15 protein-coding genes and 1 tRNA gene are annotated in these 17,152 nt (G+C 63.3%); 8 read left to right on the forward strand and 8 right to left on the reverse strand.

Features of this window, described 5'->3' with window-relative positions:
* Window positions 1-13 precede the first annotated feature (13 nt).
* Window positions 14-475 (forward strand): response regulator, encoded by a 462-nt coding sequence (locus J3A71_RS19410; protein WP_016485929.1) that lies wholly within the window; start codon window positions 14-16, stop codon window positions 473-475.
* Between the two features lie 13 nt (window positions 476-488).
* The gene (locus tag J3A71_RS19415; protein ID WP_023048722.1) at window positions 489-2,876 is read left to right on the forward strand and encodes a hybrid sensor histidine kinase/response regulator; all 2,388 of its coding nucleotides are present in this window, start codon (window positions 489-491) and stop codon (window positions 2,874-2,876) included.
* Between the two features lie 217 nt (window positions 2,877-3,093).
* Here J3A71_RS19415 and J3A71_RS19420 read toward each other — a convergent pair.
* A tRNA-Gln gene (locus J3A71_RS19420) sits at window positions 3,094-3,168 on the reverse strand.
* 259 nt (window positions 3,169-3,427) lie between these two features.
* Here J3A71_RS19420 and J3A71_RS19425 point away from each other — a divergent pair.
* Complete coding sequence (locus J3A71_RS19425; RefSeq protein ID WP_016485928.1) at window positions 3,428-3,670, forward strand: hypothetical protein; 243 nt, start codon at window positions 3,428-3,430, stop codon at window positions 3,668-3,670.
* Between the two features lie 127 nt (window positions 3,671-3,797).
* Entirely contained in the window at window positions 3,798-4,868 is a 1,071-nt protein-coding gene (gene zapE, locus J3A71_RS19430; protein ID WP_096425870.1) for a cell division protein ZapE, read from the forward strand.
* Window positions 4,869-4,993: 125 nt separating this feature from the next.
* Here the strand turns inward: zapE and J3A71_RS19435 are convergent, their stop codons facing one another.
* Entirely contained in the window at window positions 4,994-6,883 is a 1,890-nt protein-coding gene (locus tag J3A71_RS19435) for a propionyl-CoA synthetase (RefSeq protein WP_070086769.1), read from the reverse strand.
* A gap of 178 nt (window positions 6,884-7,061) precedes the next feature.
* On the opposite strand from J3A71_RS19435, the gene J3A71_RS19440 reads away from it, so the two are divergent.
* Entirely contained in the window at window positions 7,062-7,928 is an 867-nt protein-coding gene (locus J3A71_RS19440; protein ID WP_023049247.1) for a LysR family transcriptional regulator, read from the forward strand.
* On the opposite strand, the gene J3A71_RS19445 is transcribed toward J3A71_RS19440, so the two are convergent.
* The 5 genes from J3A71_RS19445 to J3A71_RS19465 all read right to left on the reverse strand — a co-directional run bounded on the left by J3A71_RS19445 (window position 7,902) and on the right by J3A71_RS19465 (window position 11,934).
* Window positions 7,902-9,056, reverse strand: coding sequence for an HPP family protein (locus J3A71_RS19445; protein WP_095114807.1), 1,155 nt, complete (start codon window positions 9,054-9,056; stop codon window positions 7,902-7,904). The two genes, J3A71_RS19440 and J3A71_RS19445, sit on opposite strands and share 27 nt — an antisense overlap.
* A 270-nt stretch (window positions 9,057-9,326) precedes the next feature.
* Entirely contained in the window at window positions 9,327-10,646 is a 1,320-nt protein-coding gene (locus J3A71_RS19450; RefSeq protein WP_016485923.1) for a sensor histidine kinase, read from the reverse strand.
* Window positions 10,643-11,311: a response regulator transcription factor gene (locus J3A71_RS19455; RefSeq protein ID WP_209953105.1), complete on the reverse strand. Its 669-nt coding sequence runs from the start codon at window positions 11,309-11,311 to the stop codon at window positions 10,643-10,645. The genes J3A71_RS19450 and J3A71_RS19455 overlap by 4 nt, the downstream gene beginning before the upstream one ends.
* Window positions 11,312-11,626, reverse strand: coding sequence for a PepSY domain-containing protein (locus J3A71_RS19460; RefSeq protein WP_016485921.1), 315 nt, complete (start codon window positions 11,624-11,626; stop codon window positions 11,312-11,314). It abuts the gene before it with no gap.
* Window positions 11,626-11,934, reverse strand: coding sequence for a PepSY domain-containing protein (locus tag J3A71_RS19465; RefSeq protein ID WP_016485920.1), 309 nt, complete (start codon window positions 11,932-11,934; stop codon window positions 11,626-11,628). The genes J3A71_RS19460 and J3A71_RS19465 overlap by 1 nt, the downstream gene beginning before the upstream one ends.
* Window positions 11,935-12,127: 193 nt before the next feature.
* Here J3A71_RS19465 and J3A71_RS19470 point away from each other — a divergent pair, with 193 nt between their 5' ends.
* Complete coding sequence (locus J3A71_RS19470) at window positions 12,128-13,207, forward strand: patatin-like phospholipase family protein (protein WP_016485919.1); 1,080 nt, start codon at window positions 12,128-12,130, stop codon at window positions 13,205-13,207.
* A gap of 53 nt (window positions 13,208-13,260) precedes the next feature.
* Window positions 13,261-13,617 (forward strand): 6-carboxytetrahydropterin synthase QueD, encoded by a 357-nt coding sequence (gene queD / locus J3A71_RS19475; RefSeq protein WP_012271598.1) that lies wholly within the window; start codon window positions 13,261-13,263, stop codon window positions 13,615-13,617.
* 10 nt (window positions 13,618-13,627) lie between these two features.
* Here queD and J3A71_RS19480 read toward each other — a convergent pair whose 3' ends face one another.
* Window positions 13,628-14,110: a DUF1289 domain-containing protein gene (locus J3A71_RS19480; protein WP_161775554.1), complete on the reverse strand. Its 483-nt coding sequence runs from the start codon at window positions 14,108-14,110 to the stop codon at window positions 13,628-13,630.
* Window positions 14,111-14,516: 406 nt separating this feature from the next.
* On the opposite strand from J3A71_RS19480, the gene acnB reads away from it, so the two are divergent.
* Window positions 14,517-17,126, forward strand: coding sequence for a bifunctional aconitate hydratase 2/2-methylisocitrate dehydratase (gene acnB, locus J3A71_RS19485; protein WP_016485917.1), 2,610 nt, complete (start codon window positions 14,517-14,519; stop codon window positions 17,124-17,126).
* Window positions 17,127-17,152 lie beyond the last annotated feature (26 nt).

Here is a 17,152-nt window from a genome sequence, read left to right on the forward strand (position 1 = left end):
CACCGCTACTATCATGCTCAAACCCATCCTGCTGGTCGAAGACAACCCCCGGGACCTGGAACTGACCCTGCTGGCCCTGGAACGCAGCCAGTTGGCCAACGAGGTCATCGTGCTGCGCGATGGCGCCGACGCACTCGACTACCTGCTGCGCCGCAACAGCTATGCCACACGCGATGACGGCAACCCTGCCGTGTTGTTGCTGGACCTGAAACTGCCCAAGGTCGATGGCCTGGAAGTGCTGAAGGAAGTACGCGCCACTGCCGAACTGCGCAGCATCCCCACGGTGATGCTGACCTCCTCGCGGGAGGAGCCCGACCTGTTGCGTGCCTATGAACTTGGGGTCAACGCCTACGTGGTCAAACCGGTAGATTTCAAGGAATTCGTCGCCGCCATTTCCGACCTCGGGATATTCTGGGCAGTGCTTAACGAACCGCCACCCGGCTCACTGCGGCTGAATCGTCGCGGTAGCAATTGAGGCCGCCGCAACGATGCAGCAAACACCATTGAAACTGCTGATGGTCGAAGACAGCTCGATGGACGCCGAGCTTACCCTGATGCGTCTGGAGCGCAGCGGGCTGCATGTGCAGTCACAGCTTGTGTTCGACCATGTGGGGGTTGAACATGCCCTGCGTGAGGCACGCTACGATCTGATCCTGTGCGACTGCGTCCTGCCGGGGTCGTCTGGCACCGAGGTGCTGGCCATCTCGCAGCGTTTGGCACCGGACACTCCGTTCATCTTCTTGTCTGGCATCTACGGCGAAGAGCACGCGGTGGAGATGATCCGCCTGGGCGCCACTGACTATGTGCTGAAGAAGAACCTGCCACTGCTGCCCAAGGCGGTACGCCGGGCCCTGACCGAAGTGCAGGAACGCCAGCGCCGGCGCCGCGCCGAAGAGGCCCTGGTCGACGTCGAAGCACGTGCGCGGATTGCCATCGATGCCGCCGGCATGGGCACCTGGGACCTGCGCCCACAAGAGCACCTGTTGCTGTGGGACGACCGCTGCAAGATCCTGTTCGGCCTGCCTGTCAGCACCGAAATGAGCCTTGAAGTGTTCTACGACGGCATCTACCCGGACGACCTGCCAATGGTACGTGAGGCCGTGGAACACGCCATGCGCCCGGAGAGCGGCGGCCGCTATCGGGTCGAATTTCGCATCGCGCAACCCAACGGCCTGGAACCACGCTGGTTGCTCAGCAGCGGCCAGAGCCAGTTCGTCGATGGCCAGTGCGTGCGTTTTTCCGGCGTGCTGCAGGACGTCAACACGCAACGCCTGGCCACCCAGGCGCTGCGTCAGCTCAACGAGATGCTGGGAGAAAGGGTCGAGCGCCGCACCCGCGAACGCGACCGTGCCTGGGAGCTGTCGCAGGACCTGCTGGCAGTGTTGAACAAAGACCTGACCCCAGTCGCACTGAACCCTGCATGGGAAGCCAGCCTGGGCTTCTCCCGCGAGCGCCTGAGCCAAACGTCATTGCTGCACCTGCTGCCCGAGCCCGACCAGGAACTGCTGCTGACCGAATTGGCCGCCCTCGCCCATGGCCGTACCAGCGTACGTTTCGTCGGCCGCATCCTGCACGCCGGCGGCCAGCAACGCTGGCTGTCGTGGGTGGTGGTGCCTGAAGACACCCTGCTGTACGTGGTGGCACGCGACATCACCAGCGAGCGCGAAGCCGCCTTGGGCCTTGCAGAGGCCAACGCCCGCCTGCGTGAACAGATCAACGAACGCGAGCGCATCGAGGCGGCGCTGCAGCAGATGCAGCGGCTCGAAGCAGTCGGCCAGCTGACCGCTGGCGTGGCCCACGACTTCAACAACCTGCTGACGGTGATCCTCACCGGCGCCAGCTTCCTTGAGCGCGACCTGGCCAAGGCCGACCTGGACAAGGCCCGCACGCGCCTCACCCACATCCGCGAAGCGGGCGAGCGTGGCGCCAAATTGACGTCGCAGTTGCTGGCTTTCTCGCGCCGCCAGCGCCTGGAGCCGGTAGCACTTAACCTCAACCAGACCCTGACCGGCCTGGAAGAACTGTTGCGCCGCACATTGGGGGGCAACGTCTCAGTGCGCCTGGACCTGGACCAGGCCCTGTGGCAGGCACTGACCGACCCCACCCAGACAGAGATGATCATCCTGAACCTGGCGATCAATGCCCGCGATGCCATGCCTGACGGCGGCCAACTGACCCTGACTACCCGCAACACCCGCATCGACACCCGCCCGCAACGCCCGGAAGATCCGGATCCCGGCGAGTATGTAATGCTGAGCATCCGCGATACCGGCTGCGGCATGAACGAAGAGGTGCTGACCAAGGTATTCGAGCCGTTTTTCACCACCAAGGACATCGGCAAGGGTTCGGGCCTGGGTCTGGCCCAAGTGTTCGGCTTCGCCAAACAGTCCGGGGGAGGCGTGCACATCGACACCGCGCCTGGCCAGGGCACCCAGGTGGCGGTGTACCTGCCAGCAGTAAAGGACCAGGCCGTCAGTGAGCCCGTGGTACCGATGCTCAACCAGCCAGTCAGCGAAAGTGGCCGCAACCGCACGGTGTTGCTGGTGGACGATGACCATCTGGTGCGTGACATGCTTGGCGATGTGCTGCGCCAGTATGGCTACCAGGTACGTCAGGCGCACAGCGGCGAGCAGGCATTGGCGTTGCTGGACGATGAAATCGATCTGCTGCTTACCGATTTCGCAATGCCCGAATTCAACGGCGCACAATTGGCGTTGGCTGCGCGCGAAGGGTACCCCCAGTTGCCGGTGGTGTTCCTGACTGGCTATGCAGAGCTGCAAGGGCTGGAGCTACCGGGCAGCGTGGTGATCCAGAAGCCTGTGCAGAGTGATCAGCTGGCCAGGGTGCTGAACGAGATGCTGGGCATTACCGGGTAACCCGCGGCTGTAAGAGCGGCCTTGCCGGGGCGCCGGACCGGTCGGATGGGCTGCATGGCAGCCCCAAGGATTGCAGATCCCCGGGGCTGCTGCGCAGCCCATCGCAACACAAGGCCGCTTCTGCAGGGACTGCGGATCGATGAGAAAACTGCGGAAACGACAAAACCCAGCGCCTATTTTTCTAAGCATCGGGTGAAATACGTTTTAATCTGAAAAATGGCAGGGGCGGCTGGATTCGAACCAACGCATGGCAGGATCAAAACCTGCTGCCTTACCGCTTGGCGACGCCCCTGTATCGGATGCAGCATTCGCTGCTCTGACAATTCCAACTGAGTGACAACTGGGTTGTTGTCTTGGAATGCGCGGCACTTTAACAACAAACTTTCGGTCTGTGAACCCCCTGATGAAAAAAAATTACCAAAAAACAGCGGGTTAGTCATTTCAGTGGTGCGAGAACGACCATCCGTCGCTTTCCTTCCGCTTCGCTTCAACACAATCGCATTCCTCCCTTCCAATCAGATAAGCCCATTGCATTGACCAAGGAGGACCTCATGCCTGTCTCCCACGACCTCTACCAGGACCTGCACTACCCGCGTGAAATCGTCCAGCAACGCCGCCAGCAGGACAAGGCGCTTGACCGGCTGCTGGACGAGTATGTGGACATCGACAACCAGGTACTGGCCGCCGAATCGATCTCGGCGGGCAACTTCGTCGACGAAGACCTGCGCCACCTCAAGGAGCGCCGCCTGGCAGTGAAGTACATGATCGAGCGCCAGCTGGAGCGCAAGGGCTAGGCAAAGCGGGTGTGCGGCCCGACCTATCGCATGAAGTGATCATTGCCGGTCACTTTCTGTATTAGTCAAAACGGCCGCCCTCGGGCAAGCTGCACGCTGCCCCGCCATCGCCCAAGGAGCGTTGCCTGTGTCTGCCTGGATCCCTGCCCCACTGCGCCAGCTTGGCCAGCGCCTGCGCGGCGCCCCCGTCAACCAGAGCGAACTGCTTGACGGGTTCGAGGACAAAGCCCGAAGCCGGGGTTACCAGCTCAGTGACGGCCAGCGACAGGTGATCCACTGCATGGCCGAACAACTGGTACTGCTTGAACACGGCCAGCCCCGCAGCCTGTACCTCTATGGGGCGGTGGGGCGCGGCAAGAGCTGGCTACTGGACGGCTTCTTCCAGGCGGTGCCGGTCGAGGCCAAGCGCCGCCTGCATTTTCATGACTTCTTTGCCCGCCTTCATCAGGGCATGCACCGCCATCGAGCCCTGGACGATGCGTTGGGCGCGACCCTCGACGAACTGGTGGGCGGCTGCCAGGTGTTGTGCTTCGACGAATTTCACGTGCATGACATCGGCGATGCCATGCTGCTTACCCGCTTGTTCAACGCGCTGTTCGCCCGCGGCGTGTTCCTGCTGGTGACCTCCAACTATGCGCCCGAAGGGCTATTGCCCAACCCGCTGTACCACGAGCGCTTCCTGCCGGTAATCCGACTGATCAACGGGCGCATGCAAGTGCTGGAGGTGGGTGGCGACACCGACTTCCGTAGCTTGCCAGCCAATCGCGAGCACCAGCGGTTTACCCAGGGCCACTATGTATGGCCAGGGACGGCAGCACAGCTCCAGGTGCTGAGCGTGCCGCACGAGCAGCCGGTCATGCTTGAAGTGAACAAACGCCCGCTGCGTGCGCTGGCTATCGATGGCCGGCGGGTGGTACTTGGCTTTGACGATTTGTGTGAAAAAGCCACCGCGGTGATCGACTACCTGGCGCTGGCGCAGCAGTACGATGAATGGATCATCGATGGGCTGGATGACCTGGCGCAGTGCTCGCTGGCGGCCCAGCAGCGCTTCGTCAACCTGGTGGATGTGTTGTATGACCAGGACCGACAGGTGACGGTGATTGGCAAACGGCCGCTGGAAGAGAGCCTGGGCGGCCCACTCGCCGACCTGATGCGTACCCGCAGCCGGCTGGGGCAACTGCACCAGGTAGCCCCCTAGACCTGAATTGCCCGCACCGGCCTCATCGCCGGCAAGCCGGCTCCCACAGGTACCGCGCAGGCTTCAGGGTCTGTGACCAACCTGTGGGGGCTGGCTTGCCGGCGATGAGGCCCTGAGGTCAAGCATCAACCCGCCCTGGGCAAATCCGCCAGCACCGCCTCGATCTCCCCAAGCACCGCCGGGTCGTCCAGGGTAGAAGGCGGTACGTAATCCTGCCCATCGGCAATCTTGCGCAGCACCGCGCGCAAGATTTTCCCCGAGCGGGTCTTGGGCAGCCGCTTCACCAGCCGAACCCGGTTGAAACAGGCCAGCGGGCCAATCGACTCGCGCACGCTACCCACCAGGTCCACCAGCAACTGCGCCTCGGCAATGCCCTCGCCGTCCTTGAGGACAACCAGCGCCAACGGCACTTGCCCCTTGATTTCATCATGAACGCCAATCACCGCACACTCGGCCACTGCCGGGTGGCAGGCCACCAGGTCCTCCATTTCGCCGGTAGACAGCCGGTGCCCGGACACGTTGATCACGTCATCCGTGCGCCCCATGATGTAGACAAAACCGTCATCATCCAGAAAGCCGCCGTCGCCCGTGTGGTAATACCCCGGGTAGGTGCGCAGGTAAGCCTGCAAGTAACGCTCGTGGTCGCCCCACAGGGTCTGGCTGCACCCAGGCGGCAGTGGCAAGGCAATGACGATCGAGCCCTGGTGGTTGGGGCCCAGCAAGTGGCCCTCGTCATCCAGCACACGCACGTGATAACCCGGCACCGCCCGGTTGCTTGAGCCCGGCTTCGCCGCACTGCCTTCCAGCCCCACACAGGGCGCGGTGACCGGCCAGCCGGTCTCGGTCTGCCACCAGTGGTCGTGCACCGGTTTGCCAGTGACCCGCTCCAGCCATTCATGGGTGCTGGAATCGAGCTTCTCACCCGCCAGGAACAGCTGGCGCAGCGAGCTGAGGTCGTGCCTGCGGATCAACTCGCCCTCCGGATCTTCCTTGCGGATGGCACGCATGGCGGTAGGCGCACAGAACAGCGCGTTGACCTTGTACTGCTCCACCACCCGCCAGTAGGCCGAAGCATCCGGGGTGCGGATCGGCTTGCCTTCGTAAAACACGGTGGTGCAGCCGCTCATCAGCGGCCCATAGACGATCAGCGAATGGCCGACCACCCACCCTACATCGGAAATGCCCCACCACACGTCGCCGGCCTGCATGCCATAGATATGGCGCATGGCATAGCACAGCGCCACGGCATTGCCGCCATTTTCCCGGACGATGCCCTTGGGTTTGCCGGTGGTACCCGAGGTGTACATGATGTACAGCGGGTCGCCGGCATCCAGCTCGACCGGTGCCACCGGCTGGGCGCCGGCCAACGCTGCCTGCCAGTCCAGGTCGCGGCCTGGGTGCAGTGCAGCCTGCGCCTGCGGTCGTTGCAGCACCAGCACATTGCGCGGCTGGTGCCGGGCCAGCTGCAGGGCGCGGTCGACCAGCGGCTTATAGGCAATCACCTTGTCGAATTCCAGCCCGCAAGATGCCGTCAACAGCAGCGTGGGCCGGGCGTCATCGATGCGCAAAGCCAGCTCGTTGGCGGCAAAGCCGCCGAACACCACCGAATGCACTGCACCGATCCGCGCGCAGGCCAGCATGGCCATGGCCGCTTGCGGCACCATGGGCATATAGATGATCACCCCGTCGCCCTTTGTCACCCCTAGCTGGCGCAGCAAACCGGCCAGTTGCGCCACTTCATCGCGCAGCTGGTTGTAGGTGTAGGCCTGCTGCACGCCGGTGACTGGCGAATCGTAGACCAGCGCCAACTGCTCGCCACGGCCCTGCTCGATCTGGTGATCGAGGGCCAGGTAGCAACTGTTCAGGCGGCCGTCGGCGAACCAGCGGTGGGTACCGTCGGGGTTGTCTTGCAGGATGACGGCAGGCTTGCGGTGCCAGGCCAGGTGCGCGGCCTGTTCCGCCCAGAAAGCGGCAGGGTCGGAAATGGAATGGGCGTAGCTGTGCTGATAGCTCATATCGAAGGGAACCCGGTACTTGTTGTTATTGAAGGGCGAACCCTGAGTATGGACCGCTACACCCGCGCCGCCAGGGGACTAAAGTCACAACCGACCTGCAAATTTGCAGACAACGCAAAAACGCCCCATAACGGTGCAAAGCCTCTAGAATAGGCCACCCTCAGCCACCGAGCAGCCCATGGACATCGATCAGGCCCGAACCTTCCTGGAAATCGTGCGTTGCGGCAGCCTGGTCGCCGCCGCCGAACGCCTGTTCGTGTCACAAACGGCCATAACCGCCAGGGTTCAGCGCCTGGAGCAGCAACTGGGCTGCCAGCTGTTCGTGCGCAGCCGCAACGGCGCCAGCCTGACCAGCGATGGCGAGGCATTCGTCAGTTATGCCAACCAGCTGGTACAAACCTGGGAAGCGGCGCGACGTGACCTGCCGCTACCTGAGGGCTGCCAGCAAGTGCTGCATGTGGGGGGAGAAGTGAGCCTGGGCAACCCGATGCTGCTCGACTGGGTCAGCGCCCTGCACCGTGAGCTGCCCAGCCATGCCATCCGCAGCGAGGTGAGCGACGGCGAGTCGCTGCTGCGCAAGGTCGAGATGGGTTTGCTGGACGCTGCGCTGGTGTACCAGCCGACCTACGGGCCGGGCCTGCAGGTGGAACAGTTGATGGAAGAGAAGCTGATCCGCGTGCGCCGGGTCGACCGGCCAGAGCCCTATGTCTACATCGACTGGGGCGAGGCCTTCCGCCGCCAGCACGATGCCGCCCTGCCCGACTGCGCCCGCCCGGCGCTCAGCTTCAACCTGGGCCCACTGGCCTTGCAGTTCATCCTCGATCAGGGCGGCAGCGGTTATTTTCGTACGCGGGTGGTGCAGGCTTACCTGGACAGTGGCGTGTTCGAGCGGGTACCGCAGGCACCGGAATTCACCTACCCGACCTTTCTGGTATACCCACGCAAGCGCGACAGCGAGGCCCTGCAACAGGCCTTCGCCATCCTGCGCCGGCTGGTCGCCGCCGGCGCCAGCGACTGGTCACAACGCTGGGACCCGGTTATCTGAGGCCACGGCTTTGCTGAGCAGTTGCCGCTTGAGGCCGGCGATGAGGTCGGTCTGGGTGATTACCCCCACCAACTGGTCGCCATCGAGCACCGGCAGGCAGTGCAGACCTTGCTCGCACAGCAACGGCAGCAAGCACTCAAGCGGGTGCTGACTGCTGACACTGACCACCCGCCGGCTCATCACCTGCTCCATGCGTACCGCCTTGCGGCCGAACAGCCCCCGCCAGCTGAAGCGGCCATGCTGCATCGCCGGGCCCACCAGGTCGCTAAGGCTGACGATGCCCACCAGCCTGCCCTGTTGCAACACCGGCAGGGTTTTCAGGTGGTGGCTGGCCAGCATTTTCCAGGCCTGCTCGAGGGTAGTCTGGGGCGTGGCAAACTGAACATCGCGCGACATTACCGAGGCCGCGGTAATACCGCCAAGGCTGCGCTGCAGGGCGTGCTGCTCGGTGGCCAGGAGGATGCGCTCCAGCTCGTCACGGGTAACGTCGACGAACTCACCCAACTCTTCGAGGGCCTGGTCCAGGTCCTCGCCACGGATGCCGACCCGTTCACTGGGCTGTCGGTCGTGGGTGTGGTGCGAGTCTTTGCGTACCGCGACGCCTTTCGGGTAGCGCACCCCGGTGAGGCGGTTGTAGAGCACCGCCACGCTCACCAGGATCAGTGCATTGAGCAGGATCGGCTCAAGCAGGTGATCACCCATGGCGGTCAGCCCTGTGTCGGCCAGCACTGCACTCACCGCCACCCCGCCACCCGGCGGGTGCAGGCAGCGCAGCAGGCACATGACCAGGATCGAGATACCCAGGGCCGCAGCGGCCACCCACAGTTCCGGGCCAAAGCCTTGGCGCAGGGCCAGGCCGACCGCGCCAGCCAGCGCGTAGCTACCCAGCACCGGCCAAGGTTGGGCCAATGGACCGGAATGCACGGCGAATACCAGCACTGCCGAGGCAGCCAGCGGGCCCAGCAGGTGCAAGGCGATGTCGGGACCGTAGGCCATGCTGGTCAGCCAGCCCGCAAGGAACAAACCGAACACCGCACCGATACCGGCACGCAACCATTCTTTTGCAGGGGTATTCAGAGGCGCCGGCAACAGGCGCTGCAGACGGTTTTCGGAACGCGAGGCAGACATTTAGGTAATCGGGATCTTTGCTATTTCTGATTAAAAAGAAAGCCCAGCCGAGCTGGCCTGGGCCTCGTATTGCGCGTGCAATACCACAAGGGGCTCCGTCCGTGGAGAGATGGAAACCGCAGGGTTTCGTGAGGGGGATTTTGCCGGGTGGAGGGAAATTGGGCTAATTCAAAAAACTGCGGCTGTACTGCAATTTTTTTGCAGTACTGATAGGGCCAAAGGGGCGCTGCGCGGCCTTGTGTCGCGATGGGCCGCACAGCGGCCCCTGCATTACCGGGCCTTGCGCGGCAGGTCAATGCTCACGCGCAATCCGCCCAGCGGGCTCTCTTCCAAGGCCAGTTGCCCGCCCCAGGCGTCGACGATATCGCGCACGATGCCCAAGCCCAGGCCATGCCCGTCCACCTGCTCGTCCAACCGCGAACCACGCTCCAGCACTTGCTGGCGCTGGCCCTCAGGGATGCCGGGACCGTCGTCATCGACCCACAGCTGATAACCCTCGGCACTAGGCGCAATACCCAGTCGCACCTCGCTGTCAGCCCACTTGCAGGCGTTATCCAGCAGGTTGCCCAGCAGCTCCAGGAAGTCTTCACGGTCCCATGGCAATAACAGCCCGGGCGGCACATCACTTGCCAACAGCAGGCCTTCTCCGTGAATCATGCCCAACGTGCCCAGCAACCCCGGTAGCTCGGCGTCACAATCGAACTGCGCGCCTGGCAACGCGTCACCCGCCAGCCGCGCACGGTTCAGCTCGCGCGCCAGCCGCTGCTGAATCTGCTCCAGCTGCTCGCGCATCTGCGCGCGGACTTCGGGCAAATCCTTCAGACGCTCGCTGGAGGCCAGGCTCAGCAGCACTGCCAACGGCGTCTTCAGCGCATGCCCCAGGTTGCCCAAGGCATTGCGCGAACGGCGCAGGCTATCTTCGGTATGGCTGAGTAGGTGGTTGACCTGCCCCACCAGTGGCGCCAATTCGCTGGGCACCTCCTCATCCAGCTGCGAGCGCTGGCCCTGCTGCAGTTGGGCGATTTGCTGGCGTGCCCGCTCCAGCGGCCGCAGCGAGCGGGTAACCGTGATGCGCTGCAGCACCAGGACCAGGATCAGGGCCACCAACCCCATGCCCAGGCCGATCTGCTGCAAGCGCCGGAAGCCTTCGCGCACCGGCGAATAGTCCTGCGCCACGCTGATCGAGATGTCCTGGCCCAGGCGCCGGTAGTCGGCGCGCAGGGCCAACAGTTGCTGGCCTTCCGGGCCGAGTTCATGACTGTCGGAGAGCCCGGGCGCCGAAGGTTTCGGCATGTCCAGATCCCACAGCGAACGGGACCTCCAGGTACCTTTGTCGAAATCGATGCGGAAGTAGTAACCGGAAAAGGGCCGCTGGTAGGCAGCCGAAATACGGCGCTCATCCAGCTGCAGGCCGGACGGGCCACGCACCAATGCCACCAGCAGGTTCTCGCTTTCCTTGCGCAGGCCGTTTTCCAGGTAGCGCTGCAGGCCAGCTTCGAACAGCCACAAAGTCAGTTGCGCCAGCACCACGCCCACCACCACCAGCACCGCCACCAGGCCAAGGCTCAGGCGGGCCTGGATCGACTTCACTCAGCGCTCCCGGCATAGATATAGCCCTGCCCGCGACGGGTCTCGATCACGCTACGGCCCAGCTTGCGCCGCAAGTGATTGACGTGCACTTCCAACACGTTGGAGTCACGCTCGGTTTCACCATCGTAAAGGTGCTCGGCCAAGTGGCTCTTGGACAGGATCTGCTGCGGGTGCAGCATGAAGTAACGCAGCAGCCGGAACTCCGCAGCAGTCAGCTGCACATCCACGCCATCACGGCTCACGCACTGACGGCTTTCATCCAGGTGCAGCCCGGCCGCCTCCAGTTTCGGCTGGTTGGCCAGGCCCCGGGCACGCCGCAGCAACGCCTGGATACGCAATTGCAGCTCCTCCGGGTGAAACGGTTTGCTCAGGTAGTCATCGGCCCCGGCCTTCAACCCTTCGATGCGCTCGGCCCAGGAGCCACGGGCGGTGAGGATCAGCACCGGGGTGGCCAGGCCGGCAGCGCGCCACTGGGCCAGTACGTCCAGGCCCGGCAAGCCAGGCAGGCCAAGGTCGAGAATGATCAGGTCGTAGGGTTCGATTTGGCCCTGGTAAACCGCGTCTCGGCCGTCGGCCAGCCAGTCCACGGCATAGCCCTGGCGCTGCAGGCCAGCAGTCAGTTCGTCGGCCAGCGGGACGTTGTCCTCGACAAGCAACAGGCGCATTCAGTCGTCTTCCTCGTCTTTGAGCAGGGCACCGGTGCTGGCATCGAGCTTGATCTCGCGCACCACACCTTCAGCCGTCAGCAGCTCGACTTCATATTCGTAGCGATCGTCGTCTTCTTCCAGCTCGGCTTCCAGCAGGCGCGCCCCGGGGTAACGCCCCAAGGCGGTTTCCAGCAATTGCTCAAGCGGCAGGATGACGCCCTTCTGGCGAAGCTTCAGGGCTTCGTCCTGGTCAAGGTCGCGGGCAGCGGCCAGAGAGCATACGGCCAACAGCGCCAGCGCGAGGTAGCGCGCTGGCCGCGGTAAGTGAATCATCAGCTGTCCCGCTCGTCCTTCAGCACTTCACCGGTCTTGGCGTCCAGGTCGACGTCCCATTCGACGTTCTGGGTGTCACGCATCTCTACCTTGTAGATGTAGCGACCGTATTCGTTTTCCAGCTCAGAGTCGGTGACGGTGGCGCCGGGGTGCTTGGCCACGGCGGCGGCTTTAAGCTCATCCAGCGACTTGATGGTCTTGGCGTTGACCAGCTTGACCACTTCGTCAGGCTGTACATCCTTGGCGAAAGCAGCATTGGCACCCAGGGCGAGGGCGGTGGCGGCGAACAGGGCAGTCAAGGTTTTCATCGTTCTTCTCTCCTGAGAACTGTGTAAGTTGTCTACGCAATCAAGACTAACCACCGGTCCTTAATTGAACCTGAAAACAGCTGGCGGCATGATAGCGCAGTTACACCTTCAGACAGACTCGGTCTGCAGCTGGTGCAGCCAGTTGTGTAGGCTATGACGGCCCTTTCGCACCGACATGCCCGAGAGATCCGTCATGAGCGCCATCCACATCAAGTACCCTGCCCTCACCTTCAAGGCCGGCCAGCGTGCCCTGCAACACATCCGCGAGCGCGGCCTGCAGGCCGCCGATGTCGGGGTGCTGCCGGGTGCAGCCGGTGGGCCCAAGCCGCTGGGTATCCAGGGGCTGGACCTGGCACTGTTCGGCGAGTGGCTGCCTTCGGCACCCCGCCAGCGCGCCCTGATAGGCGCTTCGATCGGTGCCTGGCGCTTCGCCAGCGCCTGCCTCGAGGACCCCATCGCCGGTATCCGTCGGCTGGGCGAGCTGTACACCGAACTGGATTTTGCCAAGGGCGCCACCCCGGCCGAAATCAGCCACAGTTGCCAACGCATGCTCGACGACCTGCTGCAGGGCCGTGACGCCCAACTGCTGGCCAACCCGCACTATCACCTGAATATCCTGGTAGTGAAAAGCCACGGCCAGCTTGCCCACGACCATCGCGGCCGGCTGGGCCTGGGCCTGGGCTCGGTAGTTGCCAGCAACCTGCTTGGCCGTTCGCGGCTGGCGCGCCACTTCGAGCGCATCATCCTGCATGACGGGCGCGCCGCGCCGCCGCTCGACGCACTGACCGACTTCCCCTCACGCTACCTGCCGCTGGACCTGACCAACCTGCGCCACGCCCTGCTGGCCTCGGGCTCGATCCCCATGGTCATGCACGGCGTGAAAGACATTCCCGGCGCTGGCGCCGGCACCTACCGCGACGGCGGCCTGCTCGACTACCACCTCGACCTGCCCTACCGTGGCGACGATCTGGTGCTGTACCCGCACTTCACCGACAAGGTGGTACCGGGCTGGTTCGACAAAGCCTTGCCTTGGCGCAAGGGCGATGCCACCCGCCTGCAGAACGTGCTGCTGATGACCCCTTCGCCGCAGTACCTGGCCGCCCTGCCCTACGGCAAGCTGCCCGACCGCAACGACTTCAAGCGCTTCCTGGGCGATGCACCAGGCCGCAAGCGCTATTGGTACAAGGCCATCGCTGAAAGCCAGCGCCTGGGCGACGAGCTGCTGGAGCTGGTCGCCACCGGGCGGCTGCATGAACGCCTGCAAGCCTTGTAACGGCCATGCTGGTAGACTGCGCGCATTATTGATTCACACAGAGTTATGACAGCGTGGAAATTTTCAAGGAATTCACATTCGAATCGGCCCATCGCCTGCCCCACGTCCCTGAAGGGCACAAATGCGGCCGCCTGCATGGCCACTCGTTCAAGGTCGGCCTGCACCTGACCGGCCCGCTCGACCCGCACACGGGCTGGATCCGCGACTTCGCCGAGGTCAAGGCGATCTTCAAGCCCATTTACGAGCAACTGGACCACAATTACCTGAACGACATCCCTGGCCTGGAAAACCCGACCAGCGAAGTGATCGCCAAGTGGATCTGGGACCAGGTCAAGCCGCTGATGCCAGAGCTGTCGAAGGTGCGCATCCACGAAACCTGCACCAGTGGTTGCGAATATACCGGCGACTGATTCGCCCTGCTCACTGGCCCTGCGCGCTGCCCATGGCATCGCGCAGGAAGCTGGGGGCGATGTAGCGCTGGTAATGCGCTTCTGAAAGCAGGAAGAACTCGCGATCGATGGCGTCGCGCAGTTGCGGCAGTTCCCAGCCACGGAACTCCGGCAGCAACACCATGCCGTAGGCCTCCAGGTCACGGATCATCCGCGCCCCGCGGGCTATCAGCTGGTAAGCCCAGCAATATTCCGACTGCTGATCGACAAAGCGGATGGAGCGCTGCTCCAGTTGCTGGCGCAACAGGCTTTTGTCGAACACTTCCAGCTTGGCCATCATCACCTGTACCAGCAACTGCTCAAGGCGCAGCCACACCGCACGCTTCTGCGCGTCGTCGTAGCCGTTCCAGTTGATCACTTCGTGGTGAAAACGCTTGCAGCCACGGCACACCGTGTCTCCGTACACCGTGGAGCACAGGCCGACGCAAGGGGTTTTGATGGACTTGTTGGACATGAAAAACAACAGCTTGGCGGTGGAACACCGGCCCATGTTAGCCCTTTGTCTAACCAGGGTCACTCGTTAAAGTCATGTTCACCGCCTTACCTTCGGGCTTTTTTTGCCGTAGAATCATCCGGCCTTTTCGAAGGCAACAATGTCCGTTGGAAGCTGTTTTCAAAGCGTCACGAGCACAGTTAATCCGGTAGAACGGCGTTGGCCCGGGCCATGCACCCCTCGCATGCCCGTGCCAGCCCTCATCAGCTCCCCGTTCTGCAGGCGTAAAACTTTGAAAGCAGCTTCTGTAAGGATTCTTTGCGACTCTGGCTGGGCGGCCCACAAAGCCGGCGCAGCGCATGGGTGCATTGAATGCTGGATAAGCGTCCCGGACCCCCTTTAGGGACCACTGATGAGGGAAATAACTGTGCTTGAAGCCTACCGCAAACACATCGAAGAGCGTGCCGCCCTGGGTATCGTGCCCCAGCCGCTGAACGCCGAACAAACTGCAGGCCTGGTCGAGCTGCTGAAAAACCCGCCGGCCGGCGAAGAAGCCTTCCTCGTAGACCTGATCACCAACCGCGTACCGCCAGGGGTCGACGAAGCTGCCTACGTCAAGGCCGCTTTCCTCTCTGCTGTTGCCAAGGGCGAAGCCAAGTCGCCACTGATCGACCGCAAGCACGCCACCGAACTGCTGGGCACCATGCAGGGCGGCTACAACATCGAAACGCTGGTCGCACTGCTGGATGACGCCGAACTGGGCGCCGTCGCGGCCGAACAGCTCAAGCACACCCTGCTGATGTTCGATGCCTTCCACGACGTGGCCGAAAAAGCCAAGGCCGGCAACGCTCACGCCAAGGCCGTGCTGGACTCCTGGGCTGCCGGCGAGTGGTTCACCGCCCGCCCGGCCATCGCCGAGAAGTACACCCTGACCGTGTTCAAGGTGCCTGGCGAAACCAACACCGACGACCTGTCGCCTGCTCCGGACGCCTGGTCGCGCCCTGACATCCCGCTGCACGCCCTGGCCATGCTGAAAATGGCCCGCGACGGCATCGAGCCGCAGCAGCCTGGTTCGGTCGGCCCGCTGGCACAGATCGAAGCCGTCAAGGCCAAGGGCTTCCCGGTTGCCTATGTAGGTGACGTGGTCGGTACCGGCTCCTCGCGTAAATCCGCTACCAACTCGGTACTGTGGTTCTTCGGCGACGACATTCCGTACGTGCCGAACAAGCGCGCCGGTGGCTTCTGCTTCGGCACCAAGATCGCCCCGATCTTCTACAACACCATGGAAGACGCCGGCGCCCTGCCGATCGAATTCGACTGCACCAACCTGGGCATGGGCGACGTCATCGACGTTTACCCTTACAAAGGTGAAGTACGCCGTCACGGCAGCGACGAACTGGTCACCAACTTCGAGCTGAAAACCGAAGTGCTGCTGGACGAAGTCCGCGCTGGCGGCCGTATCCCGCTGATCGTTGGCCGTGGCCTGACCGAAAAAGCCCGCGCCGAGCTGGGCCTGGGTGCTTCCGACCTGTTCAAGAAACCCGAGCAGCCTGCCGATTCCGGCAAGGGCTTCACTCTGGCGCAGAAAATGGTCGGCCGTGCCTGTGGCCTGCCAGAAGGCCAGGGCGTGCGCCCAGGTGCTTACTGCGAGCCGAAGATGACCACCGTCGGTTCCCAGGACACCACTGGCCCGATGACCCGCGACGAGCTGAAAGACCTGGCGTGCCTGGGCTTCTCCGCTGACCTGGTCATGCAGTCGTTCTGCCACACCGCAGCCTATCCGAAGCCGATCGACGTCACCACCCACCACACCCTGCCAGACTTCATCCGCACCCGTGGCGGCGTGTCGTTGCGCCCAGGCGACGGTATCATCCACAGCTGGCTGAACCGCATGCTGATGCCTGACACCGTCGGTACCGGCGGCGACTCGCACACCCGCTTCCCGATCGGCATCTCGTTCCCGGCCGGTTCCGGCCTGGTGGCCTTCGCCGCCGCCACCGGCGTCATGCCGCTGGACATGCCAGAGTCGATCCTGGTGCGCTTCAAGGGCAAACTGCAACCCGGCATCACCCTGCGTGACCTGGTGCATGCCATCCCTTACTACGCCATCCAGAAAGGCCTGCTGACCGTCGAGAAGAAAGGCAAGAAAAACGCCTTCTCCGGCCGCATCCTGGAAATCGAAGGCCTGGACGAACTCACCGTCGAGCAAGCCTTCGAGCTGTCCGACGCCTCGGCCGAGCGTTCCGCTGCCGGTTGCACCATCAAGCTGCCAGAGAAGGCCATTGCCGAGTACCTGACGTCCAACATCACCCTGCTGCGCTGGATGATCGGCGAAGGCTACGGCGATGCCCGCACCCTGGAGCGCCGCGCCCAGGCCATGGAAGCCTGGCTGGCCAACCCTGAGCTGCTGTCGGCCGACGCCGATGCCGAGTACGCCGAAATCATCGAAATCGACCTGGCCGACGTCAAAGAGCCCGTGCTCTGCGCGCCGAACGACCCGGACGACGCCCGCCTGCTGTCTTCGGTACAGGGCGAGAAGATCGACGAAGTGTTCATCGGTTCGTGCATGACCAACATCGGCCACTTCCGCGCTGCCGGCAAGCTGCTGGAGAAGGTCAAGGGCGGTATCCCGACCCGCCTGTGGCTGGCTCCGCCAACCAAGATGGATGCTCACCAGCTGACCGAAGAAGGCTACTACGGCATCTACGGCAAGGCCGGTGCGCGCATGGAAATGCCAGGCTGCTCGCTGTGCATGGGTAACCAGGCGCGTGTGCAGACCGGTTCGACCGTGGTCTCCACTTCGACCCGTAACTTCCCGAACCGTCTGGGCGACGCTACCAACGTGTACCTGGCATCGGCCGAGCTGGCTGCTGTCGCTTCGATCATCGGCAAGCTGCCGACCGTCGAAGAGTACATGCAGTACGCGAAAGACATCGACAGCATGGCTGCCGATGTATACCGCTACCTGAGCTTCGACCAGATCGCCGAGTTCCGCGAAGCGGCAGCCAACGCCAAGATCCCGGTGGTTCAGGCCTAAGCTGAGTTACAGGTTGTAAAGAAAGC

Source organism: Pseudomonas sp. PvP089 (genome assembly GCF_017875165.1).
GTDB classification, from domain to species: domain Bacteria; phylum Pseudomonadota; class Gammaproteobacteria; order Pseudomonadales; family Pseudomonadaceae; genus Aquipseudomonas; species Aquipseudomonas fortuita.